Here is a 24,808-nt window from a genome sequence, read left to right as displayed (position 1 = left end):
TTCCTCCTTCATATGTAAACACATTCCTATTAGTACGTTAGCGGAACTAATGGACGGTGTCAATTATAGAGGAATGTTTCCATGCTTTTTAAATGGACGCTCTTCGTGTTTATTTTTCAGCATATCGAGAGCCTTAATAAGCGTGGATCGGGTTTCCCTCGGATCAATGACATCATCAATCATTCCTAGACCAGCAGCTACATAGGGATTCGCAAATCGTTCCCTATATTCATTGATTTTATGTTGACGGGTCTCTTCAGGGGTTTCACTTTCTCGAATCTCTTTTGCGAATATAATATTCGCTGCACCTTCCGGCCCCATGACAGCAATTTCTGCATTCGGCCAGGCATAAACAAGGTCTGCACCAATAGACTTACTGTTTAAGGCCACATAAGCTCCCCCATAAGCTTTTCTTGTTATCACTGTCATTTTGGGAACAGTAGCTTCCGAATATGCATATAAGATTTTTGCTCCGTGACGGATAATTCCCCCATGCTCTTGCTTAATTCCAGGGAAAAACCCGGTTACGTCTTCAAAGGTAATGAGCGGAATATTGAAAGAGTCACATGTCCGTATAAAACGGGCCGCTTTATCACTTGAGTCGATATCAAGGCCACCAGCCATATATTTAGGCTGATTACAGACAAGCCCAACAGTCTTTCCTTGCAAACGGGCAAAACCGACAACAATATTCTTAGCAAAATCCTTATGAATTTCAAAAAAAGAATCCGTATCCACCACTTCATCAATAATAATTCTTACATCATATGGACGAATGGGATCAAAAGGAATTTTATCCGTAATATCAGCTCTAAAGTCATCCTTACCTTCTCCCTCTACTTCCGGTGTCCATTCTTCATTATTTTGTGGCAAATAACTAATCAGATTACGAACCGCTTCTAATGCTGCTCCCTCGTCTTGTGTTTTCAAGTGTGCGTTTCCGCTTAAGGAGTTATGAACACCAGCACCGCCAAGGTCTTCGGCGGAAATTTGTTCTCCAGTGACTGTTTCAATGACTTTAGGACCTGTGATAAACATTTGTGATGTTTTTTCAACCATAATTACAAAATCTGTTATGGCAGGAGAATAAACAGCTCCACCTGCACATGGGCCCATAATCACAGAGATTTGCGGAATCACACCCGAATAGATGGAATTACGATAGAAAACTTGTCCATATCCATCTAAGGAGGAAACACCCTCTTGGATTCTTGCACCTCCCGAATCATTTAATCCAATAAAAGGAGTACCGTTTTTAGCTGCAAGATCCATAACGGCCGCTATTTTCTTCGCGTGCATCTCACCTAATGCCCCGCCATAAACTGTGAAATCCTGGGCGAACAAATAGACGTCCCGCCCATTAATTTTTCCGAACCCTGTCACTACACCTTCTCCAGGGGCAGACTTTCCATCCATCCCAAAAGCATCGTGGCGATGTTCCATGAATGGATTTAATTCTATGAATGATCCGTCATCCAGTAAATATTCAATTCGTTCACGCGCTGTCCATTTGCCTTTATTATGTTGTTTGTCAATTCGTTCATCTCCACCACCTAATTCTACTTGACGACGTTTGTCATACAGTTCATTTATTTTATCAAAAATATCCAATGTTACTCCCCCTCCCCTTGTTGACATAGCTCGAATAACACACCGTTTGCTGCCTTTGGATGTAAAAACGCAATTTGACTATCATGCGCTCCCTGTTTCGGCTGCTCATGGATCAGTCGTATCCCCTGTTCTTTATACTGTTGGAGACGTTTTTCAATATCCTCCACCTCTACGGCAATATGATGAACACCTTCCCCCTTTCTGGTTAAGAAGGTTTGTATAGGCGAATCGTCACTTAATGGCTCTAATAATTCAAACATCGTTTCTCCGATTTTTAGAAAAGCGACCCGCACTTGCTCTGATTCCACTTTTTCTACTGCTTCAACCTCAAGTCCTAGCGTATGTTGGTAAAAAGGTAAAGCCGTATCAATACTTTCAACGGCAATCCCAATATGAGCAATTTTCTTGGGAGCATTTATCGTTCGTTTATGGATGAGTTGCTTGATGTAAATCGCAGTCGCATCTGTTGGAGAGCCACTTGTGAAGATTTTCTTGACCCCTTGTTCCTCTAGAAAAGGAATATCCTCAGCAGGGATGACCCCCCCTCCAATAACAGGAATATCAGATGCTCCTTGTTCTTCAAGAGCTTTCACAACTTTCGGAAACAGTGATTTATGGGCTCCAGATAAGGAGGAGAGACCGACAACATCGACGTCCTCCTGAATTGCCGCCCGGGCAATTTGAATGGCTGATTGACGCAGCCCTGTATAAATAACTTCCATTCCGTGATCTCTTAGTGCCTGTGCTATGATTAATGCTCCCCTGTCATGTCCATCCAATCCTGGTTTCGCTATAAGTACACGTATTGGTTTCATCCTCATCATCCCTTCCTACATCCCGGAATATTCTCCAAATTCTCCTCGTAAAACATTCGCAATTTCTCCGACCGTGGCGTATGCCTTTACAGCTTCCACTATATACGGCATCACATTTGCTGTCCCTCCCGCTGCTTCTTTTAGCTTTAAAAGGCATTGATCAACAGCTGCTTGATTACGCTCCGCTCTTAATTGCTGTGTTTTTTCTATTTGGGCCTGTTCCAGAGCTTCATCCACACGGAGTAAATCAGCATGAATTTCCTCCTCAAGCTTAAATTCATTCATACCCACAACGATATCTTCTTTGGATTCAATGCGTTTTTGGGCGTCATAGGCAGCTTGATGAATTTCTCTCTGCATGTAACCTTCTTCAACGGCCTGAACTGCTCCACCAAATTCTTTAATTCGTTCCAAGTATGCATTTGCTTCGTTCTCAATCTGATCTGTAAGTGACTCAACATAGTAGGATCCGGCAAGCGGGTCAATTGTGTCTGCCACACCGCTCTCATTAGCAATGATTTGTTGCGTACGTAATGCAATCCGTGCAGAATCCTCTGTTGGGAGGGCCAACGCTTCATCTCTGGAATTGGTATGTAGACTTTGTGTCCCACCCATCACAGCCGAAAGCGCTTGCAAAGTTACACGGACGATATTGTTATCCGGCTGTTGGGCGGTTAATGTACTTCCACCAGTCTGGGTATGAAAACGTAATTTCCAGCTCTTGGGATTCTGTGCTCCATAATGCTCTTTCATAATTTTTGCCCACATACGACGGGCCGCACGGAACTTTGCTGCTTCTTCAAAAAACTGGTTATGAGCATTAAAGAAAAACGCAAGCCGTGGTGCGAAATCATCAACTTCAAGCCCTGCTTCAATGGCTGCATCTACATAAGCCATTCCATTCGCAATTGTAAAAGCTACTTCCTGAACAGCCGTCGAACCCGCTTCCCTTATATGGTAGCCTGATATACTGATTGTATTGAACTTTGGCAAGTATTCCTGACAGTAGCCAAAAATATCTGTTATTAAGCGCATGGAAGGTTTAGGGGGATAAATGTAAGTACCTCGAGCGATATATTCTTTAAGAATGTCATTTTGAATCGTGCCAGTAAGCTTTTCAGGATCTACTCCCTGCTTTTCTCCAACCGCAATATACATCGCTAGCAATATACTCGCAGGGGCATTGATCGTCATGGAAGTGCTTACTTGATCAAGAGGAATCTGATCGAAAAGCTGTTCCATATCTTTTAGTGAATCGATGGCAACACCTACTTTTCCAACTTCGCCATCTGCCATAGGATCATCAGAGTCATACCCAATTTGTGTCGGCAGATCAAATGCCACAGACAGACCAGTCTGCCCCTGTTTCAATAAATAACGGAATCTTTCATTAGTTTCTTCTGCTGAACCGAACCCTGCGTATTGACGCATTGTCCAGTAACGGCTACGATACATCGTCGGCTGGATCCCTCTTGTATAAGGATATTGGCCTGGAAAACCGATCTCCTCTATGTACTCCCCATCCATCTGTTTAGGGGTATAGAGCCGGTTAATAGTAATATCAGAACTTGTATGAAACGTTTCTTTTCGTTCCGGAAAGCGCTCTGTTGTTTTCTTTACATCTTTTTCCCATTTTTGCTTTGGATGGTGCTCACTTGATGATGTATTCATAAGAAAGGCCTCCTTTTTCAGTACAGTCTCTCTTCTAGCATACCAGAAATAAAACGCTTACTTATTGAAAAATTACTATAATTCACAATTATATTGTAAATCATTTCACTCCCTTGTCCAATTTATCTTTTTTAGGTAGAATATCAGTAGGATTGACTGAGAAGGAGGTTACACACCTTGGCTGCAAAAAAACGATCAAAACGCGAACGCCGTATGAAAATCGTGATCTATGTCATGATCTTATCCATGCTTCTATCTAGTGCATTAGCAGGCGCGAGCTTTTTCCTATAATACAAACAAAAAAGCCGTAAAAAAGGGATTCTCCCCTTTTTACGGCTTTCTTAGTGTTTTTATAATTGGTTTTGTAACTTTTCCTCTACCCAGGAATGGTATAAATCATTCCTGCTTTTTTCACTGTCCACAATGATAAGATCTGCGTCTACAGGCACCATTTCAAACAATTTCTCCACGTCTGCGTTGTTCAGACGTATACAGCCGGCTGACACAGATTTCCCTATCGAATCAGGTTGATTTGTCCCATGAATTCCGTAAATTCGTCCATCAGTTCCTCTTGCATCAAACCCGATCCAGCGACTTCCAAGAGGATTCTCAGGATCTCCCCCTGGGATATCTTTTTTTCGATAGTATGGATCCTTTGCTTTAACCTTCACATCAAAATGCCCTTCCGGCGTTAACTCCTTCGTTCTTCCGATCGCTGCAGGCGCTTCAAAAACAATTTCATTATTCTGGTAAAGCACCACTTCATGTGTTGCTTTGTTTACAATAATTACCGACTCTCCTGTGGCATGAGGGGGAAGCAAGGGATTGAGCAGACCACCTAATAGTAGAAGCATGAAGTACATAACTGTCACCTTCTTTTACTCAAAGTTTACCCTCTCTCTTGCTCCCTATACGTCACTCTTCTTGAATGAGCGTTTAATGATTAAATATTCTTCAATTTCATTCAACAGGTGATAAAGGCTTGCTCTCACCTCAAATTCTTCTCGAGTTTCGGGTAATTTATCCTGGCGAAACTCTTCTTTCATCTCTTTAAGCATCCGTAAATAAATGACTGCCGTATTCCCTGGGTGAACAGCTTCAGCCAAATCATCAAAAAAGTCTGCCATCCTAACTCCATGTACATCTGATGTTGAAATTCTGCTCACTAAAGGTAACATTCTTTCAAGAAGTTCAAATTGCTTTGTCCGCATATGAAAATAATGATAAAAATGATTGTGAGAACGTAACAAATGATTTTCAACATCTCTAAAAGAAAGAGATTTTGCCCTTTCCAAAAGGTTCGCTGTTTCGGTTAATTCTTTCCCAGTCCAATCATTATCTCCTTCACGTAAAAATTGAGCAATTTCTTTTAAAATGATTGAAAAGTTCTTTTCTACCTGATCTCGATATTGATTCAACTTTTTTTCAAGACTAGGCATGTACAAATTGAGGAGGAGAGCAGTCCCAATCCCAACGGTAATCAATAATACCTCATTCCAAATAATGCTCCACCCTATATCCCCTGAGCCATATAAATGAAGAATGATAACTGAACTGGTGACGATTCCAGGTGTAATCTTAAACCATACGGTTGCAGGGATGAAGGCAAACAGCATTAATCCAATGGCGATCGGGTTGTAGCCGAGAAATTCAAAAAAGATGAATGAAAATGCCATCGCTAATAAACAAGCCGAAAAACGGTGCCACGCACTAAGAAAAGAACGTTTTCTTGTAATTTGAATACAAAGAATCGTTAATATTCCCGCGGATGCAAAGTTCTCCAGTTGCAGCAATTGGGCCATCCATATCGCAAAAGGAGTGCCCAATGCTGTCTTAATCGTCCGGTAACCTATTCTCACTACATTTCTCACCTCAGTTTTCACAATAAAAGCCCTAATGCCTTTTATCGACCATTACGTAAAAAAGGACCTTTGCTTTATCACAAAGATCCTAAGTATATTGTGTTATTATACCTCTTCACAATACTCTTCAAAACTACGTTGAAGCTTTCCAATCACTTCCATAGGTTCAAATCCCTCAATATCATGACGCTCGACCATTGTCTGGATTTTACCATCTTTAAGTAAAGCAAAGGATGGAGATGACGGCGGATATCCTTCAAAGTACTCCCGTGCACGTTCTGTTGCTTCACGATCTTGCCCAGCAAAAACAGTGACCAGCTGATCCGGTCGTTTATCGTAATGTATAGCATGAGCAGCTGCCGGACGAGCAATACCTCCTGCACAACCACATACAGAGTTAATCATGACAAGGGTTGTTCCTTCTTTTGAAAGGGTCTGATCCACTTCCTCAGGTGTCGTAAGTTCAGTATACCCTGCCTCTGTAATTTCTTCACGTGCTTTTGAAACAACATCGTTCATAAAAATATTAAAATCCATATCCATGGCCCCTTTTTAAAATTACTAAGAACATTTTACCAAGATATCTGACATCTTTCAATTGAATTGTCTATGCAACGCCTTTTTCACTTATTACTTGGATGCCTATTTTCTTATAGGTTTGAATCCAGAGTAAAGGGTCCATTTCATTAGACTTAAACGAACAGCCATAAACATCAAAGCTGTCTCCCTTATAGAAAGACAGCTTGTTGTATTAATAAACAGATGTATTATCCTCCGACATTTTCTCAAGGATTTCTTTCACGCGAGCTAGGAAGTTCCCTGCCACAAGGCCATCAAGAACGCGATGATCTAAAGATAGACATAAGTTAACCATATCACGCGCACCAAACATACCATTTTGATAGACTGGTTTCTTCACGATCGATTCAACTTGCAAGATCGCTGCCTGCGGATGATTGATCACTCCCATTGACTGAACAGACCCGAAAGAGCCGGTATTGTTAACAGTAAACGTACCGCCCTCCATATCCTTCGATGTAAGTTTCCCTTGGCGGGCCTTATTAGCCAGGTCTGTTATATCTTTGGCGATTCCTTTAATGCTCTTTTCATCTGCATTTTTAATGACAGGGACAAATAACTCATCATCTTTAGCAACAGCGATATTCAAATTGATCGCTTTCCGTTGAATGATTTTGTCCCCTGCCCATGTGCTATTCAGCTGTGGATATTCTTTCAAAGCTTGAGCGACAGCTTTTACGAAAAATGCAAAGTAAGTCAGGCTGAAGCCTTCTTTTTGTTTGAACTGGGTCTTTTTCGCATTTCTGAGTTCGACAAGATTCGTAACATCAACTTCGACCATCATCCAGGCATGAGGAATTTCTGTTTTGGATTTCACCATGTTTGCAGCAATGGCTTTACGTACCCCAGTGACTGGAATTTCCACATCGCCTTCCCCTGTCTGTACATTCGGTGTTTGAACACCAGATGCTGTAGTAGGTGTGGAAGATGGTGCGCTTTCCTTAGGTGCTGGATCCTCTGTTTGTACTTTTTCCTCTCCTGCTTTTGGAATTTCACCACTTGCAAAAATTTTCTCGATGTCTTTTCGTGTGATTCGACCACCACGTCCAGACCCTTCTACTTGGTTTAAATCAATATCATGGTCTTGCGCCAATGTCATGACGGCAGGTGAGTAACGCTTTTTATTGCCTTTTTCCTGACTCTTTTTCGGTTTAGACGTTGTCTTTTCTTCAGCGGCCGGCTCTTCCTGTGCAGGCGCCTCCTTGTTTTCATCCGCAGCAGGTTCTTCTGAAGCACCTGCTCCTTCTACTTCGATATAACACATCAATTCACCAACAGAAATCGTATCCCCTTCTGAAGCAACAAGCTCTTTAATAGTTCCTGAAAAAGAGGAAGGAACTTCAGCGTTTACTTTATCTGTCATGACTTCTGCAATTGGATCATATTTGTTGACCTGATCCCCCGGTTGAACGAGCCATGTACTGATTGTACCCTCTGTGACACTTTCACCGAGTTGGGGCATATTAATTTTTTCTAAACCCACAGGATTTCCCTCCTTATATTAAAATTCTGCGAGATCTCGCATCGCTTTTTCAACTTTATCAGGATTCATCATGAAATGTTTTTCCATAGTTGGTGCATAGGGCATGGATGGAACATCCGGCCCCGCTAGACGCTGTACAGGAGCATCTAGGTCGAATAAGCAGTTTTCACTGATGATTGCAGATACCTCTGAAATAATACCACCTTCTTTATTATCTTCCGTAACCAGAAGTACCTTGCCGGTTTTCGATGCTGCTTCAATAATCCCTTCTTTATCTAATGGATAAACAGTACGCAGATCAAGAATATGTGCGTCAATTCCTTCTTCCGTCAGCTTCTCCGCAGCCTGCAAAGCAAAATGAACACATAAGCCGTAGGTGATAACTGTAATATCCGCCCCTTCCCGCTTCACGTCCGCTTTTCCAATGGGAAGTGTGTAATCTTCTTCTGGTACTTCACCTTTGATCAGACGATAAGCGCGTTTATGTTCAAAAAATAGGACGGGATCATTGTCACGAATCGATGCTTTAAGTAAGCCTTTCACATCGTACGGAGTTGAAGGCATTACGATTTTCAAACCGGGCTGATTAGCAAAAATCGCTTCGACTGACTGGGAGTGATAAAGGGCACCATGTACACCGCCACCGTATGGCGCTCGTATAGTAATGGGTGCATTCCAATCATTATTTGAACGATAACGAATTTTGGCTGCCTCCGAAATGATCTGGTTTACTGCTGGCATAATAAAATCGGCAAACTGCATTTCCGCAACGGGACGCATCCCATACATCGCAGCACCGATTCCAACCCCGGCAATTGCTGATTCTGCAAGGGGTGTATCTAACACACGTTCTTCTCCGAATTCATCATAGAGACCGTCTGTAGCGCGGAATACACCTCCGCGTTTTCCGACATCTTCTCCAAGGACGAACACTTTCTCGTCACGCTGCATTTCTTCTTTTAAAGCTTGAGTGACGGCTTGAATATACGATATTACTGCCATTATTGCTCCCCCTCCTTACTCTTCATACACATAGTTCAGTGCAGATTCCGCTTCCGCATAGGCTGCATTTTCAGCATAATCGGTCGCTTCATTGACGATTTTGTTGATTTCGTCATTCATTTCTTTTTCTTTCTCATCAGTTAGAATCCCCGCTTCACGTAAGTAGTTAGCAAACGTTACAATGGAATCCTTTTTCTTCGCTTCGTCTACTTCTTCCCGTTCACGATACGTTCGATCATCGTCATCACTAGAGTGAGGAGTCAGACGGTAAGATACCGTCTCAATAAGTGTTGGTCCTTCTCCATTTCGTCCACGATCTGCCGCTGACTTAACCGCTTCATAAACCGCTAAAGGGTCATTTCCGTCTACAGTATAACCAGGCATACCGTAACCGATAGCACGGTCAGAAACCTTCTCACAAGCTAACTGTTTTGAAACAGGGACAGAAATAGCATATTTATTATTTTCAACCATAAAAATTACTGGAAGCTTATGAACACCTGCAAAGTTGGCACCTTCGTGGAAATCTCCCTGGTTGGAAGACCCTTCCCCGAAAGTTACAAAAGAGACAAAGTCCTTCTTCTCCATTTTTCCAGCTAGAGCGATTCCGACAGCATGCGGCACTTGGGTCGTAACAGGAGAAGATCCCGTGACTATACGATTTTCTTTTTGCCCGAAGTGACCTGGCATTTGGCGCCCTCCTGAGTTGGGGTCCTCAGCCTTCGCAAAACCTGACAGCATCAAATCTTTGGCTGTCATTCCAAATGATAAAACTACGCCCATATCACGATAATAGGGAAGCGCATAGTCTTTCTCACGGTCCAGAGCATAAGAAGCGCCAACTTGAGCTGCCTCCTGACCTTGACACGAAATAACAAAAGGTATCTTTCCTGCTCTGTTCAAAAGCCACATCCGTTCATCTATTCTTCTTGCTAATAGCATTGTTCGAAACATGTCCAATACTTGTTCATCACTTAACCCTAGGGCTTTATGGCGGTTTTCAGCCATGAGAATCCCTCCTTTTATTTATCCATGGATTTGATTACCATCGACAGCCATGGCTGCTTCTCCAATCGCTTCTGCAAGCGTTGGATGTGGGTGGATCGTTTCAGCGATCTCCCAAGGCGTAGCATCCAGTACTTGGGCCAGAGCGGCTTCAGAAATCATATCTGTCACATGCGGACCAATCATGTGGACGCCTAATAAATCATCCGTTTTCTTGTCTGCAACTATTTTGACAAACCCGTCTGTTTCACCATGAACTAAAGCCTTTCCTACAGCTTGAAATGGAAATTTACCTACCTTCACTTCCAAACCTTTTTCTTTTGCAGCCTTCTCGGTCAATCCTACGCTTGATACTTCAGGATTGGAATAAATACAGGCAGGAACTTGGTTATGGTTCATCGGGTGTGGTTTTTTGTCAGCCATATGCTCCACAGCGATGATTCCTTCATGTGAGGCCACATGAGCAAGTTGCATGCCTCCAATAACATCACCAATCGCGTAGATATGGCTTTCTTTGGTCTGGTAATATTCATTGGTTTGGATGACACCGTTTTCTACTTGCATATCCGTGTTTTCCAGACCAATATTCTTAATGTTTGCAGCTCTTCCTACAGAAACGAGCATCCGATCAGCTTTAAATGTCATGGTCTCTCCGTCCACTTCGGCTTTCATTTGAACGCTGGAGTCTTTTTGTAGTGTATCTGGCAGCACCTGGGCACCGGTAACTACTTCAACTCCTTTTTTCTTCATCTGCTTCAACATTTCCCTGGAAATATCTTCGTCTTCTGTAGGTAGAATGTGAGGCAAATATTCAAGGACCGTAACCTTCACTCCAAAGTCTGCAAGCATAGAAGCCCATTCAATTCCTATGACACCGCCACCTACAATGACAATAGAATCAGGAAGTTCCTCCATATGAAGAGCTTCATCCGAACTCATAACAAGTTCTCCATCAATTTCAAGGCCCGGCAGTGATTTAGGACTTGAGCCTGTTGCTACAAGAACATTTTTAGGGATTAACATCTCATTTTCTTCTCCATTATTCATTTCAACCGAAATCGTTCCAGCTGTGGGGGAAAAAATGGATGGACCTAAAATACGTCCAAAGCCCTCATACACATCGATTTTTCCTTTTTTCATCAAACCTTGCACACCTTTATGTAGTGTATCTACAATCGACTGCTTACGCTCTTGAACTTTTGTAAAATTCAATGTAGGGGACTCTGTCGAAATACCATACTGATCTGCTTCCTTCGTCTGTTTGAACACTTCTGCACTCCGAAGCAAGGCTTTAGATGGTATACACCCTCTATGGAGACAAGTACCACCCAGTTCTCTTTTTTCTACAATGGCTGTTTTAAGGCCCAGTTTCGAAGCTCGGATGGCGGCTACATAACCGCCAGTTCCTCCTCCGAGAATAACCAAATCGTATTCTTGTGCCAATTTGGACTCTCCTTCCTATTCTTGAAAGTTAGGATATTGTTTCGGAACTTCTTCTTTTTTGAGGACACGTAAGGTTCCTTCATTTAAAGCTTCTAACTCATTTTCACCTGGATAAACGAGCACGTCAGCGATCCAATGAATTCTTTTAGAAATTTCCTCTACAAAACCTTTTCCGTATGCTAAGCCGCCAGTAAGGGCAATTGCATCAACTTTTCCTTCCATGACAGCGCTCATGCTTCCAATTTCTTTAGCAATCTGATAGGCCATTGCGTCAAAGACAACTTTTGCTTTACGGTTTCCTTCAGCAATTAACTTCTCCACTTCACGAGCGTCATTAGTGTCCAAGTAAGCCATAAGCCCTCCTTGACCAACCAGTTTCTTCATCACTTCATCACGATAATATTGGCCGGAGAAACAGAGAGAAACCAAATCTCCAGCGGGGACAGTGCCTGCTCTTTCTGGCGAGAACGGCCCGTCACCATGGAGACCATTATTCACATCAATGACACGACCTCCGACGTGTGCCCCTACGGTAATTCCTCCACCCATATGTGTAACAATTAGCCGCGCATCTTTATAGGCCAGGTTTAACTCTGCAGCCGCCCGCCTAGCCACAGCTTTTTGGTTTAAAGCATGAAAAATACTTTTCCTTGGAATCTCAGGCACTCCCGATACCCGGGCTAAATCATGAAGCTCATCAACGACAACAGGGTCGACAATGTAAGCTCCTATATTCAATCCTTGAGCAATCTCATTGGCGATAATGCCCCCTAAATTGGAGGCATGTTCTCCATTGTAACCATTTTTCAAGTCTTCAAGCATGGCTTCGTTAACTTCATATGTCCCACCTTCTATTGGACGCAGAAGACCGCCTCTACCACAAACCGCACTTAATTTACTTATGTTAATGCCCTCTTGGTCAAGTTCTTCCAAGATAACATTTTTGCGAAATTCATATTGATCAATAATCCGTTTAAATGAACTAATTTCTTCCGCGCTATGACGGATTGTTTTCTCAAAAACTACTTCCTTGTCATCAAATACCCCAATTTTTGTAGATGTGGAACCAGGATTGATGACAAGGATCCTATGTGTTAGCAATATCTTAAACCTCCGTTATTGTTCTATCTTCTACTTAGGATATGGTGACCATTCTGAAGGAACTGACTTCTAGAACGACGCATCCGTTCAATACGCTCTTCTGCCATACGGTCTGCAGCTACATATGTTGGAATATCATCACGTCTTGAAATTTCAAATACCCGGGATACATTATCATAAATAGTTTCTACACGCTTCATGGCACGATCTTTATTGTAGCCATGTAATTCATCCGCTACATTAATAACCCCTCCAGCATTGATGACATAATCAGGAGTATAGACAACGCCTTTTTCATGCAGGAGGTCCCCATGTTTGGTTTCTTTCAGCTGGTTGTTTGCAGCACCTGCTATGACTTTCGCTTTCAATTGAGGGATGGTTTCATCATTGATCGTTGCACCGAGTGCACAAGGTGCATAGATATCACAATCGACACTGTAAATTTCTTCAGGTTCCACCGCTCTTGCTCCGAACTCTTCCACAGCACGTTGAACCGATTCTTTATTAATGTCTGTGACAATTAGATTTGCTCCTTCTTCATGCAGGTGACGACATAGAGTAAAGGCAACATTCCCCACACCTTGTACAGCAACCGTTTTACCTTCTAATGAGTCTGTACCAAATCCTTCTTTGGCTGCTGCCTTCATGCCTCGATACACACCATAGGCTGTAACTGGTGACGGGTTTCCGGAAGAACCAAAGGCAGGGGAGATGCCTGTTACAAAATCCGTTTCCTCATGAATCAGATCCATATCCTGAACAGTTGTTCCTACATCCTCTGCGGTAATATATCGACCATTCAGCCCCTGGATATAACGGCCAAATGCACGGAACATCTCTTCATTCTTTTCTTTCTTTGGATCCCCGATAATCACGGTTTTCCCTCCACCCAGGTTTAAACCTGCGGCTGCGTTTTTATAGGTCATTCCTTTTGCTAAACGCAGCGCATCCTCGACCGCCTCATCTTCTGAAGCATATGTCCACATACGTGTTCCACCAAGAGCCGGACCTAATGTAGTATCGTGAATAGCTATGATCGCTTTTAATCCTGACTGCTCATCTTGACAAAATAACAATTGCTCATAGTCGTACTCTTGCATATAACTGAAAATTTCCATGGTAATTCCTCCTATTGTTGACTGGCTTTTAATGCCAATGCCAGTGAATATATTTTGCTTTGGGCGTTATCAGCTCGTGAAGTCAGGACAATGGGAGCTTTGGCCCCACTAATTACGCCGGCAACTTTTCCCTTAGCGAAATAAATGAATGATTTATATAAAGCATTTGCAACCTCGATCGACGGTACGACAAGGATGTCTGCCTGCCCTGCCACCTCGGACGTAACCCCTTTTTGCTCTGCAGCCTTAGGGTCGACCGCATTGTCAAAAGCAAGCGGCCCGTCTACAATACAACCTTTGATCTGTCCTCGTCTATTCATTTGGGTTACTATTGCTGCATCCTGGGTAGCTTCCATAGCTGGATTTACAACTTCAACAGCTGCAAGCATGGCAACTTTAGGGCAGTTCCACCCTGCATGGACAGCCACTTCAACTGCATTTTCAATAATCTGTGTTTTTTCCTGCAAGGACGGAGTAATATTCATCGCCGAGTCTGTTAAAAATATCAGCTTATCTCTCCCTGGAATTTCAAACAATGCTACATGTGATAATACGGAACCTTTACGAAGCCCATATTCCTTATCAAGAACTGCTTTTAATAATGACTTTGTATCGATTTGGCCTTTCATAACCACATGCGCTTCTCCATCATGAACAGCTTTTACCGCAGTACGTGCAGTTTCATAGTGAGAGGCATGCACCACTGAAATACCACCTTGAGTCAAATCCAACCCAACAGCTTGCGCCTTATTTTCAATGTCCCCTTTGTCCCCGACAAGTAGAAAATCTGCTAAATTTGAATCTCTTGCCATCTTCACCGCTTTCAATACTTCCTCATCCGCAGCCTGAGCTACTGCTACATTTTTTGGTGTAGTGCGATCCATTGTATTGACTAGTTCTTCTAATGTTTTCATGTGTCACCTCTTCCCACGTATTCCATATGCAACATTTATGCCAACTTACGAGCTGCCTCAAAACCTGCCTGTATAGGATTTTTTATTTGCAAGATTTTTCATTATGAATAATCTTGCATGCTATCTTTGTCTAATTTGTATTTGTCCAATTTATAATATAGATTACGAATTGAAATCCCCAGGGCTTTCGCAGTCTTTGTTTTGTTAAATTCATGTGTTCTGTATGCATCGGCAAGCAAATTCTTTTCATATTCATCCACAGCCTGCTGCAAGGTTTCCCCGAGCCAGGGAGCTTCACCTTGCTGCTTGTCCTTTTCTTGAGATGCCTTCCTCAATCGCGGAAGATGCTCGGAACGTATGGTGTCTTCCATATTCTCCATATAGATCATGGCCCGGCCGATAATATTTTCAAGCTCTCTTACATTTCCCGGCCAATCATATTCCTTAAGAATTCTAAAAGCTTCCTCATCCACTGAGGTCACATGCCGTCCATAATCTTCATTCAACTTTTGAATTAAATGATCGGTCAAAAGCTCCACATCTTCTTTACGCTCTCTAAGTGGAGGAATATAAATGGGTAACCGGTTGAGACGGTAGTAGAGGTCTTCACGAAAGTCTTTACTCATAATCGCTTTTTCCAAATTAACATTGGTGGCTGCAATGACACGGACGTCCACATGAATTGGTTTCGTACCCCCAACACGGATGATTTCATTTTCTTGTAATACCCGAAGCAATTTTGCCTGCATAGGCAATGTTAATTCCCCAATTTCATCTAAAAAAATACTGCCGTGATTCGCTTCTTCAAATAATCCTTTTTTGCCGCCTCGCTTTGCTCCAGAAAACGCTCCATCTTCATATCCGAATAATTCACTCTCAAGAAGTGACTCTGCTATAGCCGCACAGTTAACACGGATAAACTTATTATGGCGCCGCTTGCTTTCGTTATGAATGGCATGTGCGAAAAGTTCCTTACCCGTTCCAGATTCTCCCCTCAAAAGTACAGAGGCAGGTGTACGAGCTCCAACTTTTGCTTGTTCAAGTGCAAGGGTCATTTCCTGAGAGTCACCAATAATATCATCAAATGTATACTTAGCCTCTAAACTGCGGATAATTTGACGCGCCCTTTTAAGCTCGCTCGTTAACGCTTGAATCTCGGACACGTCATGCAAAACTCCTACACTTCCCTTTAACTTCCCATCTACTATGACAGGCGCAACGTTGACGAGGACATCTTTTTTCGAAGGGCCAACTTTCATCCGAACCCCACGAACCGCTCTCCTTGTCCGCAACACCTTCATATGCATACTTTCCCCTTCTGAGATATCCACGGTCGCAGGTTTCCCGACAATTTCTTCTTCTGTGAGTCCTGTAATTCTTGTATAGGCTGGGTTTATCATTAAACCGCTTCCATTTTCATCTACAACAGTAATGGCTTCATCAGAAGAATGAATGATAGCCTCTAGCATCGTCTTCACTTCTTTTAAGTCAGTGATTTCTTCAGCAAGGTTCACAACTTCGGTAATATCCTTAAACACAGCAAAAGCTCCGATGATTTTATGGTCCCCGCCAATCATCGGGATACGTGTGGTAACGACCTTCTTTCCATTATCGAGCGTGAGTTTTTGATTAACTTCCTCCTTACGAGAGGCAACCACTTGCGGAAGTCTAGAGTCAGGAATGATTTCATTGATCGGCGAACCAACCATGGATGCTCTTTCTTTTCCAATAATGCGCTCTGCACTACGATTAATGAAGGACACTTTCCCAAATTCATCAATAACAATCATGCCGTCGTGAATACTGTTCAAAATAAGGTGCTGGTTCTCCGTTTGCTGCTTCAGTCTTTGAACAAGAGATTCCTTATCTTCCAACAACTCTGCTGTAACGTAAGCAACTGAACCTGGGATTACGACTGTAGACCGTTCCCTTACTTCCCGTATTTGATTGAAGACTTTCTCTTCCCCGGTTGCTTCAATGACTATATCAATGTCTTTATGTATCCAATCTTCCCATTTTTGATCAGTTGCTATGCCATAACTTCTGGCCAGCGAGAGCCCCGGTGCTTTTGAATTTATATCTGTAACAGCAACGACGAACATCCGCTCCATTTGATTCAATAATTTCAGCAGGGCGGTACCACCTTTCCCTGCCCCGACAATCAATACACGTTTCATCTCACCACACCCTGCAACTTTTTGCGTAAATTCATCGTATCCTAATCTGCACGTTTTTGCAAGCAAGTCGATAGTTCCAACCAGCTCTGCCATTTGATATACTTATTCTTGGATTGAAATAAAGGAGTTACGAATATGAGAATAATTGCTTTACTTTTACTAGTCACCCCCGGGCTGATTGCTGTATATGGGATTAAATTAATCCGCGATGCCCTTTTCGGTGAATTTCACAACATCTTTTTTCATATAGCTATTCAGGGAATTGCCGGGATCCTATTTGTTGTCGGTGGTATTGCCTTTATCGGGGGCTTTATTCTCCACAGGGACAGGAAACGCAATTTAACAAAAGGGCGTTTCAAGCAAAATTAAACAACTAAGAAGGAGTTTTGCTCTGTGACAGAGTTTGAAATGTTCAGAAAGCAGTATCCATTTGATTTGCTAACGGATGAAGAATATGAAGAGGTGTTTGGAGAAGCTGTGGTAAAAGAATTCACAAAGAATGAATTCATTATCCATGAAGACCAGGATGACGATACGATTGACATCCATTTTATGGTCTCTGGTCTTGCCAAAAATATTATGCACCGTTCCAATGGACGGCAGTTGTCAGTACGTTTTTATTACCCGGGGGATCTTGTGGGTGTGATGATATTATTGACGAGTGGTGAGATGCGATTTTCTGTCCAGGCATTAGAACCAATTAAAACCATCTGCTTCAAACGAGAATCTTTTTTGAAAGTCATGTCCAATAATAACCACTTTTCAAGAGTAGTGATGGACGGTATTAGTCATTTAATGAAGAGTTTGTATGACGAGGTCAAATATAAGAGCTCAACGACAGATGAACAGGATGACCGTGAACTTTACAAAAAACGGGCAGACGCTTATATGGAACCCCCTACATTTATTCACCCAGAAGCCTCAATCGAAAAGGCTGCCCGTATGCTTCAACAGCAAAAAATAGAAGCCCTTATCGTTAGTGATGATCAGCAGTCGATGCTAGGCATGATCGGCTATAGCCAAATTTTGCGTGCCTACTTCGAGAATGACCATAAAAATCCTGTCAACGCATATATGGCAGAAGAAGCATATGAAATAAACGAACAGGAATTCATCTATGACGCTTTGAGTTATTTAAAACACCATCCAACTGAAATTATCCCTGTATTGCACAAGGATAAGGTGGTAGGGATCTTAAGACAGTCCTCTTTCTTTACGATTAAGAACTCCGTCTATTTCGATTTAACTTATAAAATTTCCAACGCAACAAATATCGATGAAATTATCCCACTGTCACCGATCCATAATAAACGTTTTCAAAACTTCGTGGCCAGCTTAATCAAAGACCATATGCTAGCGTATGATATTGCTGAATTAATGACCAACTACAACGATCGAATCCATAAACAAGTCGTCCAAATTGCTGAAGATGAAATGATACGTGAAGGATATGGAGCTCCACCAGTCAATTATTGTTTCTTAGTAATGGGCAGTGAAGGAAGAAAAGAACAGGCTTTTTCGACGGACCAGGATAATGCCATCATCCTGGCAGATTATGAGAACAGTAAACAAAAATCAAAAATCGAAAATTACTTTGAATTGTTTACAAATAAAATAAATGACATGTTGAATGATTGCGGTTTTCCATACTGCACCGGGGGCATAATGGCCAAGGAGCCCAAATGGCGCCAGCAAATGAGTGACTGGCATAAAAGTATTGATCAGTGGATTAATAAAATGGATGCGGAAGAAATACGCGATTTTACAATCTTTATGGACTTCCGGCCGATTACAGGGGATTATTCGCTTGCGTACGATTTGAAAAAATATGTAACAAGCCGTGTGAAGAGATCTTTGAACTTACACCAATTGCTCATGAAAGACACTTTACGTTTCCGTGTCCCCGTTCAACCATTCGGGCGAATTTCAGGAATCGGAAAAAAGCGGACACTCAATTTAAAGAAATCTGCCATCATGCAGATTGTTAATGCCATCCGTATATACAGCATGAAATATGGAATTGAAGAAATTAACACAGTAAATAGACTCGAAGCACTAGCCGAACAAGAACGTTTTCATCCTCGTGATGTCGAAAATGCGAAGACCGCTTTGCATCGCCTTATGTTGTTTCGATTAAAGGCAAACCTTCAACAATTGGATGAGAATGAATACCTAAGCAATGATTTGAGACTCGGACCTATGAATAAAGAAGAGCGACGCTCATTAAGAGAATCGCTAATCATCGCCAAACGCTTGCAGCAAGTGCTTGAATTGAGCTATAACCGAAATCGGGTGGTTTGATGTTACCTGTTGACTTACAAATTTTAAAATACCTGCTCTTTGAGAAACCAATGTACTACTTTAAAATTAAGCCTTACTTCAAGTGGCATCTGTATGAACAGTTACAAAACCAATTGGACGACTTTACCAAAGCTCCATCCTTCGAGAAGGAGCCATTGGAAACTTTAGACTTTACCATATTCGATTTAGAGACAACCGGCTTCTTACCTGAAATTGGTCATGAAATCATTTCTATCGGAGCCATTCGGTTGCAAGGACTGCAAGCGTGTCGAATGGAAAAATTCCATCAGGTGATCCGACCCATTAGGCCTGTGAACAAACAAACATTAAGATTGACTGGTCTCTCAAAAGAACGGCTGCAAAATTCCAGCCCATTCATCGAGGGTTTCCAAAATTTCATAGAGTTTAGTGAAGGTTCTGTTCTTGTGGCTCATCCAGCTAAATTTGATATGCGTTTTTTGAAGGCGATGTTAAAAAGGTGGAAACTCCCTGATTATGAACCTCATGTCATTGATTCCCAGCTTATGGCTCAATGGCTGCTTCCTAACGTTCGGCATCAACTTGACCCTCTGTTGAAACATGTGGGAATTGAAAAAAGAGACCGTCACCACGCTTTGAATGATGCAATTATGACAGCGGAACTTTTTCATTATTTATTATCGAATACCCTTGAGTACGATATCCACACCCTTGAACAATTGAATCAAAAGTTAGCCCAACAAAAAAAGTCGAAGCAGACTTAGAAACTGCTTCGACTTTTTCTTGTTTAAGTAAAATGAATAGGAAGATCGTTTAACCACGCTTCTGTTCTGCTCTGTCCTATCTTACTCAAAAAAAGTGCGATAAAGGGATTTCACTGCTTTTCCCAATCCGGAAGATTTAACTCCGAACATCATGGAAACTTCGGAAGAACCCTGATTAATCATTTCGATATTGACTTCTGCTTCACGAAAGGCAGCTGCAGCACGGCTCGCAATCCCTATTGTTTGGTTCATGCCTTCGCCGACGATCATGATCAAAGCCATTTCCCTCTCGATCATCACCGTATCGACCTGTAATTCTGTTTTAATCCTATTTACCACTACTTCTTCTTTTTCAGGTGGTAAGTGGTGTTCTCGAATAACCACGGACATATCATCGATTCCAGAAGGTGCGTGTTCGAATGATACACCTTCATCTTCTAAAATTTGCAGCAACCTCCTCCCGAAGCCAATTTCACGGTTCATGAAGTATTTGCTTACATATAAGTTCAAAAATCCTTTATCACTGGCAATTCCGACTACATGACTTTCTCTTTCTGGTAAATCCGAGACAATCATTGTACCCGGCGCAGATGGGTTGTTCGTGTTTTTAATACAGACCGGTATCTTTTCTTTAAACGCAGGAATAAGCGCTTCATCGTGGAAGACAGAAAATCCTGCATATGATAGTTCCCGCATTTCCCGGTAGGTCAGCGAAGTTAATTCTTTTGGCTGGTCCACATCCATTGGATTTACACAAAAAACAGAATCTACATCAGTGAAATTTTCATATAAGTTGGCTTTTAGTCCTGCTGCTACAATCGAACCCGTAATATCAGAGCCTCCCCGTGAAAAAGTGACCAGTTCACCTTCTGGCGTAAAACCAAAGAACCCAGGGATAACGAGAATTTCATTACGGCTTCTTAATGAATATAATTGATCAAAACTTTCTTCTAACACAAGGGCACCGCCTGGTTGGTCACGAACAACAATACCCGCTTCTTTAGGATTAACATACGAAGCTTGAAGCCCGCATTCTTGCAAATAAGCACTGACAATACGTGCGGATCCATCCTCTCCGCATGCCTTCAGGGCATCAAGAGCATGCGAAGAATCATCTTTTACCATCTCAACCGCTTCATCGATGGTATCCTTCACTTTTTCAGCCACACTCAATGGGAGCCCTAATTCCTCAGTCATTACACGGAAACGGCTTATAATTTTTTTATAAATGTCTCGATCTGTTTCACCAGCTTGAATAGAGCTTCCTAATGCAATTAAAAGGTCTGTTACCTTGTCGTCTTCACTATTCCGCTTTCCAGGGGCGGATACTATAACCACTCTTCTTTGTTCATCTTCTTGTATAATATTTTGTACTTTTTCGATTTGTGCAGCATCGGCTAGAGAACTGCCTCCGAATTTTACGACTTTCATTTTACAACCCCCACATTAATGAACGAAAGTAATTAATAATTAAGAATTGTATCACAAAATAGGTGAATTATTGAACAACTTTTTAAAAAATTATATCTTCAATCGCAAAATTCGACGCTAACATGGGGCTTTTTACAATTACTCTATGTTTTTGTTACATCTTTAATTATTTTTCAGATATGATAAGGGATAAAGGAAGGGTGGTTCTATGGTTTTACGGAGAGATGGATTCGGAGGGTCTAAATATTACCCCCAAAACAGTGAACTCTCCATCATTTGTACTTACGAGAACGCTGGACAAACCTATATTATTGTTCAATATTTAGACCTCCCGTTTTGCTACAGATTAGTCAATCGAGATGGTCTACTTCTCCTTGAAGAACCGGTCTATAACTTTCTACTCAAAGAAATGGATAAGATTGATGCCGGTGTTTATACGAATTACACCCTTTCCATGAAAATTTGTAACCTCATGAAACAGCAAAAATAAAAGCACGAGAGAAAGGTACCTCTCGTGCTTTTATTTAACTTGCTTTATGCTCCAATCTTAAACGATCTGCTACCATCGCAATGAATTCACTGTTTGTCGGTTTAGCTTTCGTATTAGAAATCGTGTAACCGAATAGGGAAGAGATCGCGTCGATATTTCCTCTATTCCAAGCTACTTCGATTGCATGTCGAATTGCACGTTCTACACGTGATGCCGTGGTATTATATTTCGTTGCAATATCCGGATAAAGGACTTTTGTAATTGATCCAAGGAGTTCAAGGTCACGGTATACCATTGTTATTGCTTCTCTCAAGTATTGATAACCTTTTATGTGAGCCGGTACCCCAACCTCATGAATAATATGGGTGATACTTGTATCCAGGTCTGGTTTCTTAGACTTCGTGGATGTATAACTATTCCCTAAAGCACGATTGATGGGATCGCCTGCATGTTTGATTTGCCGTACTTGTTCACCAAGGTGATCAAGATCAAATGGTTTCATCATAAAGTAAGCAGCACCCAGTTCCACAGCTTTCTTTGTCACTTCTTCCTGACCAAATGCAGTTAACATGATGACTTCTGGATGCTTGTCCATGTCTTTTAATTTATTTAAGACAGCCAAGCCATCCAAATGTGGCATGATGATATCTAGGATTAAAACATCCGGTTGCTTCTCTTCAACCATCTGCAAACAATCTTTCCCATTATAGGATGTGCCGACAACATCCATATCTGACGCATCTTCAAAATATTCCTCAAGAAGCTTTACAAGCTCACGGTTATCATCAGCCAAACATACTTGAATCTTTTCCATTTATTTTCCTCCTTACAAAATTGTCCTTCATTTTTCCGTAATACACATATTCGACACCAAGGATTTTAACCCTCTTTTATTATAACAAAAAAATTTCATAATTTGAGATTATCTTGAAAATGCTTTGAAATACTCAAGAATTCGGACTGATTCGACAATGAGGTGTCACTTTTGTCGATTTTTGTCGAATATGTTTTTATACTTTTATACCTCCAAAATAAGAAAGAAGAGCCTTTAAAAAGGCTCTTCAGCTTGTAGAGAAACCCCGTGTTTTTCTACAAGCTTTTTTCTTGCCACCAGGAGCACAGATCATTCCCTTTCTGCGGACGAACGCCCGAGCCTCCTCGTGAACACCCACACTGCGGGGTCTCGGATCGCCCGTTTTTCCGCAGGAGTGTCATGGTCTGTGCTCCTTCGCTCTAGCTTATAGCCAAAAAAGACTCTCCTCCATCTAACTTACCCTAGCTAAATGGAGGGCAATCTTTTTCATGTTTTGACAGGCGGCCGTCATCAGCGCCTGTTCCTTCACTTTCTCTTTTCCGCGTAAGCGACAATAACGTAGCCCGTGCAGTTCTTTTGAATCTGCGAAGCTACGCTCAACTTTCTCTTTTCTCATGCGATAAATCCACTTCCCTTCATTGGAAAGTCGGTTCAAACGAACCTGCTCTTTATCCTCCTCCCATACATGGCGTGTAATAGTTTTCTGGTGATTTTGATTTTGCGTGCACTGCGTAAGAAGAGAACATGAGGAGAAATCTATGTATTGATCAATCTTACGAAGTAAGTGGTCTTCAGGCACAAGCTCTTCAATAGTCACCATTTCCAGCTCATTTTGTCGATCTTCCCTTGATTGAAACAAATCATCACCGCCTAAAAGGATTTCTATCTTTAGGGTAACAAACAACAAAAGGTAAATTGAGACCAAAATCAAAAAATAAGGCTGTCGAGAACTTTCTCGACAGCCTGAAGAGCCTTTAAAAGGCTCTTCTTTAACTTGCTTTGTCTTTATTTTCTTTTTCTTCGTATAAGTCAATCCCGGCTTCTTGAAGCATCCACTCAATGTGTACTCCATACCCACTTGTTGGGTCATTGACAAACACATGAGTAACTGCACCGATTATTTTTCCATTTTGGATAATTGGGCTTCCACTCATCCCTTGAACAATTCCACCAGTTTTATCGAGTAATTCCGGGTCTGTAATTTTTACGATCATTCCCTTAGTTACTGCAGATTTCTTTGGCATATTACTTACGATCTCTACATCGAAGGTCTGCATTTCTTCACCATCCAAGACAGTCATAATCTGTGCAGGTCCTTCTTCAACCTCTTCTTTAAATCCGACAGGTAATCCTTCTGGATATGACTCATTCTTTATATCCCCGTCTAATTTGCCAAAAATTCCATAAGGTGTATTTTTCGTAATATTTCCTAAACGGTCATCCCTCAACGAAAACTTGGCTTTCTTTTCTCCTGGTACTCCCTGACTTCCTTTTTCAATGGAGGTAACATGAGAACGGACGATTGTCCCTTCGTGTATTTCAATGGGTTTTTTTGTATCCATATCTGAAATAACATGTCCTAAAGCCCCATATTTCTTCGACTCTGGGTCATAAAAAGTCATCGTTCCTATACCGGCAGCTGAATCACGGATATATAACCCTATTTGGTATTCTTTTTCTTGTTCGTTAAAGACGGGCGTCAACGTTGTCGATATTATCTCTTTTCCTCGTTTAATCTTTAAATCGATCGATCCTTCATCTTCACCAGAATTTTTAACGATGGATGAGAGATCTTCCATACTGTTGAGTTCTTGTCCATTCCCTTCGAGAAGGATGTCTCCTACAAGCACATCCGCTTCTTCTCCAGGAGATGATTTTGATTCACCTTCACCCTTTACTAAATGGTGCCCAACGACCAATACACCTTTCGTATGCAATTCGACACCTACAGACTGTCCGCCAGGTATAAGACGGATATCCCGCATTTTACTTACATCCGCTTTCTTAAGCGGCATTCCAGCGAACTCATAAAACACTTGATGGTCATCGGTTGACGAAAAAGCTGTGAGCGCTTCAGCTTCTCCTTTTTCAGATATAACCTCTGAATCATCGGACGCGCTGATTTTCACTTCCGTGGGGAGGGACAGATAATCATGCACAGGGGCAATCAACGGTAAAATGAGCATGAACAGCAGGAGAACGGAACCACATATATATTTAAATGTCTGTTGTTGTTTCACGGGTTCAC

22 protein-coding genes and 1 pseudogene are annotated in these 24,808 nt (G+C 41.8%); 5 read left to right on the top strand and 18 right to left on the bottom strand.

Features of this window, described 5'->3' with window-relative positions; translation table 11 throughout:
• Nucleotides 1–63: 63 nt before the first annotated feature.
• The 3 genes from BLW54_RS06670 to BLW54_RS06660 are packed head-to-tail and all read right to left on the bottom strand — an operon-like array spanning nucleotide 64 to nucleotide 4,097.
• Entirely contained in the window at nucleotides 64–1,611 is a 1,548-nt protein-coding gene (locus BLW54_RS06670; protein ID WP_074733541.1) for an acyl-CoA carboxylase subunit beta, read from the bottom strand.
• Between the two features lie 2 nt (nucleotides 1,612–1,613).
• Nucleotides 1,614–2,426: a methylmalonyl-CoA epimerase gene (mce, locus tag BLW54_RS06665; RefSeq protein WP_035509779.1), complete on the bottom strand. Its 813-nt coding sequence runs from the start codon at nucleotides 2,424–2,426 to the stop codon at nucleotides 1,614–1,616.
• Nucleotides 2,427–2,441: 15 nt separating this feature from the next.
• Complete coding sequence (locus BLW54_RS06660; protein WP_074733539.1) at nucleotides 2,442–4,097, bottom strand: acyl-CoA mutase large subunit family protein; 1,656 nt, start codon at nucleotides 4,095–4,097, stop codon at nucleotides 2,442–2,444.
• Between the two features lie 177 nt (nucleotides 4,098–4,274).
• On the opposite strand from BLW54_RS06660, the gene prli42 reads away from it, so the two are divergent.
• On the top strand, nucleotides 4,275–4,388 hold the full coding sequence (gene prli42, locus BLW54_RS20640) for a stressosome-associated protein Prli42 (protein WP_231622388.1): 114 nt from the start codon (nucleotides 4,275–4,277) through the stop codon (nucleotides 4,386–4,388).
• A gap of 59 nt (nucleotides 4,389–4,447) precedes the next feature.
• Here the strand turns inward: prli42 and BLW54_RS06655 are convergent, their stop codons facing one another.
• From BLW54_RS06655 to BLW54_RS06605, 11 genes are all read right to left on the bottom strand, one after another.
• Complete coding sequence (locus tag BLW54_RS06655) at nucleotides 4,448–4,960, bottom strand: L,D-transpeptidase (protein WP_035508995.1); 513 nt, start codon at nucleotides 4,958–4,960, stop codon at nucleotides 4,448–4,450.
• Between the two features lie 45 nt (nucleotides 4,961–5,005).
• Entirely contained in the window at nucleotides 5,006–5,956 is a 951-nt protein-coding gene (locus BLW54_RS06650) for an aromatic acid exporter family protein (protein WP_074733537.1), read from the bottom strand.
• 108 nt (nucleotides 5,957–6,064) lie between these two features.
• Nucleotides 6,065–6,502 carry a BrxA/BrxB family bacilliredoxin gene (locus BLW54_RS06645; RefSeq protein ID WP_035508997.1) on the bottom strand — a complete coding sequence of 146 codons (438 nt, stop codon included), beginning with the start codon at nucleotides 6,500–6,502 and terminating at the stop codon, nucleotides 6,065–6,067.
• Nucleotides 6,503–6,710: 208 nt separating this feature from the next.
• A complete protein-coding gene (locus BLW54_RS06640) occupies nucleotides 6,711–8,021 on the bottom strand; it encodes a dihydrolipoamide acetyltransferase family protein (RefSeq protein WP_074733535.1) in 1,311 nt (436 codons plus the stop codon).
• An 18-nt stretch (nucleotides 8,022–8,039) separates the two neighbouring features.
• The gene (locus BLW54_RS06635; RefSeq protein WP_074733533.1) at nucleotides 8,040–9,023 is read right to left on the bottom strand and encodes an alpha-ketoacid dehydrogenase subunit beta; all 984 of its coding nucleotides are present in this window, start codon (nucleotides 9,021–9,023) and stop codon (nucleotides 8,040–8,042) included.
• A gap of 15 nt (nucleotides 9,024–9,038) precedes the next feature.
• The gene (locus tag BLW54_RS06630) at nucleotides 9,039–10,031 is read right to left on the bottom strand and encodes a thiamine pyrophosphate-dependent dehydrogenase E1 component subunit alpha (RefSeq protein WP_074733531.1); all 993 of its coding nucleotides are present in this window, start codon (nucleotides 10,029–10,031) and stop codon (nucleotides 9,039–9,041) included.
• A gap of 18 nt (nucleotides 10,032–10,049) precedes the next feature.
• Nucleotides 10,050–11,471: a dihydrolipoyl dehydrogenase gene (gene lpdA / locus BLW54_RS06625; RefSeq protein WP_074733529.1), complete on the bottom strand. Its 1,422-nt coding sequence runs from the start codon at nucleotides 11,469–11,471 to the stop codon at nucleotides 10,050–10,052.
• Nucleotides 11,472–11,486: 15 nt separating this feature from the next.
• Nucleotides 11,487–12,572 carry a butyrate kinase gene (buk, locus tag BLW54_RS06620; protein ID WP_035509005.1) on the bottom strand — a complete coding sequence of 362 codons (1,086 nt, stop codon included), beginning with the start codon at nucleotides 12,570–12,572 and terminating at the stop codon, nucleotides 11,487–11,489.
• Nucleotides 12,573–12,595: 23 nt separating this feature from the next.
• Complete coding sequence (gene bcd, locus BLW54_RS06615) at nucleotides 12,596–13,690, bottom strand: branched-chain amino acid dehydrogenase (RefSeq protein ID WP_074733527.1); 1,095 nt, start codon at nucleotides 13,688–13,690, stop codon at nucleotides 12,596–12,598.
• Nucleotides 13,691–13,701: 11 nt separating this feature from the next.
• A complete protein-coding gene (gene yqiS, locus BLW54_RS06610) occupies nucleotides 13,702–14,604 on the bottom strand; it encodes a phosphate butyryltransferase (protein WP_074733525.1) in 903 nt (300 codons plus the stop codon).
• 101 nt (nucleotides 14,605–14,705) lie between these two features.
• Nucleotides 14,706–16,781 (bottom strand): sigma-54-dependent Fis family transcriptional regulator, encoded by a 2,076-nt coding sequence (locus BLW54_RS06605; RefSeq protein ID WP_035509011.1) that lies wholly within the window; start codon nucleotides 16,779–16,781, stop codon nucleotides 14,706–14,708.
• Between the two features lie 135 nt (nucleotides 16,782–16,916).
• Between BLW54_RS06605 and BLW54_RS06600 the strand changes: the two genes are divergently transcribed.
• The 3 genes from BLW54_RS06600 to BLW54_RS06590 are packed head-to-tail and all read left to right on the top strand — an operon-like array spanning nucleotide 16,917 to nucleotide 19,825.
• On the top strand, nucleotides 16,917–17,150 hold the full coding sequence (locus tag BLW54_RS06600; protein ID WP_035509012.1) for a DUF2627 domain-containing protein: 234 nt from the start codon (nucleotides 16,917–16,919) through the stop codon (nucleotides 17,148–17,150).
• 24 nt (nucleotides 17,151–17,174) lie between these two features.
• Complete coding sequence (locus BLW54_RS06595) at nucleotides 17,175–19,082, top strand: DUF294 nucleotidyltransferase-like domain-containing protein (protein WP_074733522.1); 1,908 nt, start codon at nucleotides 17,175–17,177, stop codon at nucleotides 19,080–19,082.
• On the top strand, nucleotides 19,082–19,825 hold the full coding sequence (locus BLW54_RS06590) for a 3'-5' exonuclease (RefSeq protein WP_035509016.1): 744 nt from the start codon (nucleotides 19,082–19,084) through the stop codon (nucleotides 19,823–19,825). Before BLW54_RS06595 ends, BLW54_RS06590 begins: the two co-directional genes overlap by 1 nt.
• A gap of 81 nt (nucleotides 19,826–19,906) precedes the next feature.
• On the opposite strand, the gene BLW54_RS06585 is transcribed toward BLW54_RS06590, so the two are convergent.
• On the bottom strand, nucleotides 19,907–21,256 hold the full coding sequence (locus tag BLW54_RS06585) for an aspartate kinase (protein ID WP_074733520.1): 1,350 nt from the start codon (nucleotides 21,254–21,256) through the stop codon (nucleotides 19,907–19,909).
• 208 nt (nucleotides 21,257–21,464) lie between these two features.
• On the opposite strand from BLW54_RS06585, the gene BLW54_RS06580 reads away from it, so the two are divergent.
• Entirely contained in the window at nucleotides 21,465–21,746 is a 282-nt protein-coding gene (locus tag BLW54_RS06580; RefSeq protein WP_035509021.1) for a hypothetical protein, read from the top strand.
• A gap of 34 nt (nucleotides 21,747–21,780) precedes the next feature.
• On the opposite strand, the gene spo0A is transcribed toward BLW54_RS06580, so the two are convergent.
• The 3 genes and pseudogenes from spo0A to spoIVB form a co-directional block, all read right to left on the bottom strand.
• Nucleotides 21,781–22,560, bottom strand: coding sequence for a sporulation transcription factor Spo0A (spo0A, locus tag BLW54_RS06575; protein ID WP_035509023.1), 780 nt, complete (start codon nucleotides 22,558–22,560; stop codon nucleotides 21,781–21,783).
• 451 nt (nucleotides 22,561–23,011) lie between these two features.
• Nucleotides 23,012–23,305 (bottom strand): annotated as a pseudogene (locus tag BLW54_RS06570) (transposase); the annotation flags it as partial.
• Nucleotides 23,306–23,549: 244 nt separating this feature from the next.
• Nucleotides 23,550–24,800 (bottom strand): SpoIVB peptidase, encoded by a 1,251-nt coding sequence (gene spoIVB / locus BLW54_RS06565; RefSeq protein WP_035509025.1) that lies wholly within the window; start codon nucleotides 24,798–24,800, stop codon nucleotides 23,550–23,552.
• Nucleotides 24,801–24,808 lie beyond the last annotated feature (8 nt).

Source organism: Halobacillus karajensis, from assembly GCF_900108515.1.
GTDB lineage: Bacteria > Bacillota > Bacilli > Bacillales > Halobacillaceae > Halobacillus > Halobacillus karajensis.
This window is presented reverse-complemented; position numbering and strand designations above follow the sequence as displayed.

What these genes read in the sequence shown, in the direction of transcription:
- BLW54_RS06645 (WP_035508997.1), bottom strand. Translation starts at nt 6,502, where the DNA reads ATGGATATGGATTTTAATATTTTTATGAACGATGTTGTTTCAAAAGCA.
- BLW54_RS06655 (WP_035508995.1), bottom strand. Translation starts at nt 4,960, where the DNA reads ATGTACTTCATGCTTCTACTATTAGGTGGTCTGCTCAATCCCTTGCTT.
- BLW54_RS06590 (WP_035509016.1), top strand. Translation starts at nt 19,082, where the DNA reads ATGTTACCTGTTGACTTACAAATTTTAAAATACCTGCTCTTTGAGAAA.
- BLW54_RS06580 (WP_035509021.1), top strand. Translation starts at nt 21,465, where the DNA reads ATGGTTTTACGGAGAGATGGATTCGGAGGGTCTAAATATTACCCCCAA.
- spo0A (WP_035509023.1), bottom strand. Translation starts at nt 22,560, where the DNA reads ATGGAAAAGATTCAAGTATGTTTGGCTGATGATAACCGTGAGCTTGTA.
- BLW54_RS06660 (WP_074733539.1), bottom strand. Translation starts at nt 4,097, where the DNA reads ATGAATACATCATCAAGTGAGCACCATCCAAAGCAAAAATGGGAAAAA.
- bcd (WP_074733527.1), bottom strand. Translation starts at nt 13,690, where the DNA reads ATGGAAATTTTCAGTTATATGCAAGAGTACGACTATGAGCAATTGTTA.
- BLW54_RS06605 (WP_035509011.1), bottom strand. Translation starts at nt 16,781, where the DNA reads ATGAAACGTGTATTGATTGTCGGGGCAGGGAAAGGTGGTACCGCCCTG.
- BLW54_RS06585 (WP_074733520.1), bottom strand. Translation starts at nt 21,256, where the DNA reads ATGAAAGTCGTAAAATTCGGAGGCAGTTCTCTAGCCGATGCTGCACAA.
- mce (WP_035509779.1), bottom strand. Translation starts at nt 2,426, where the DNA reads ATGAAACCAATACGTGTACTTATAGCGAAACCAGGATTGGATGGACAT.
- BLW54_RS06635 (WP_074733533.1), bottom strand. Translation starts at nt 9,023, where the DNA reads ATGGCAGTAATATCGTATATTCAAGCCGTCACTCAAGCTTTAAAAGAA.
- BLW54_RS06630 (WP_074733531.1), bottom strand. Translation starts at nt 10,031, where the DNA reads ATGGCTGAAAACCGCCATAAAGCCCTAGGGTTAAGTGATGAACAAGTA.
- yqiS (WP_074733525.1), bottom strand. Translation starts at nt 14,604, where the DNA reads ATGAAAACATTAGAAGAACTAGTCAATACAATGGATCGCACTACACCA.
- BLW54_RS06600 (WP_035509012.1), top strand. Translation starts at nt 16,917, where the DNA reads ATGAGAATAATTGCTTTACTTTTACTAGTCACCCCCGGGCTGATTGCT.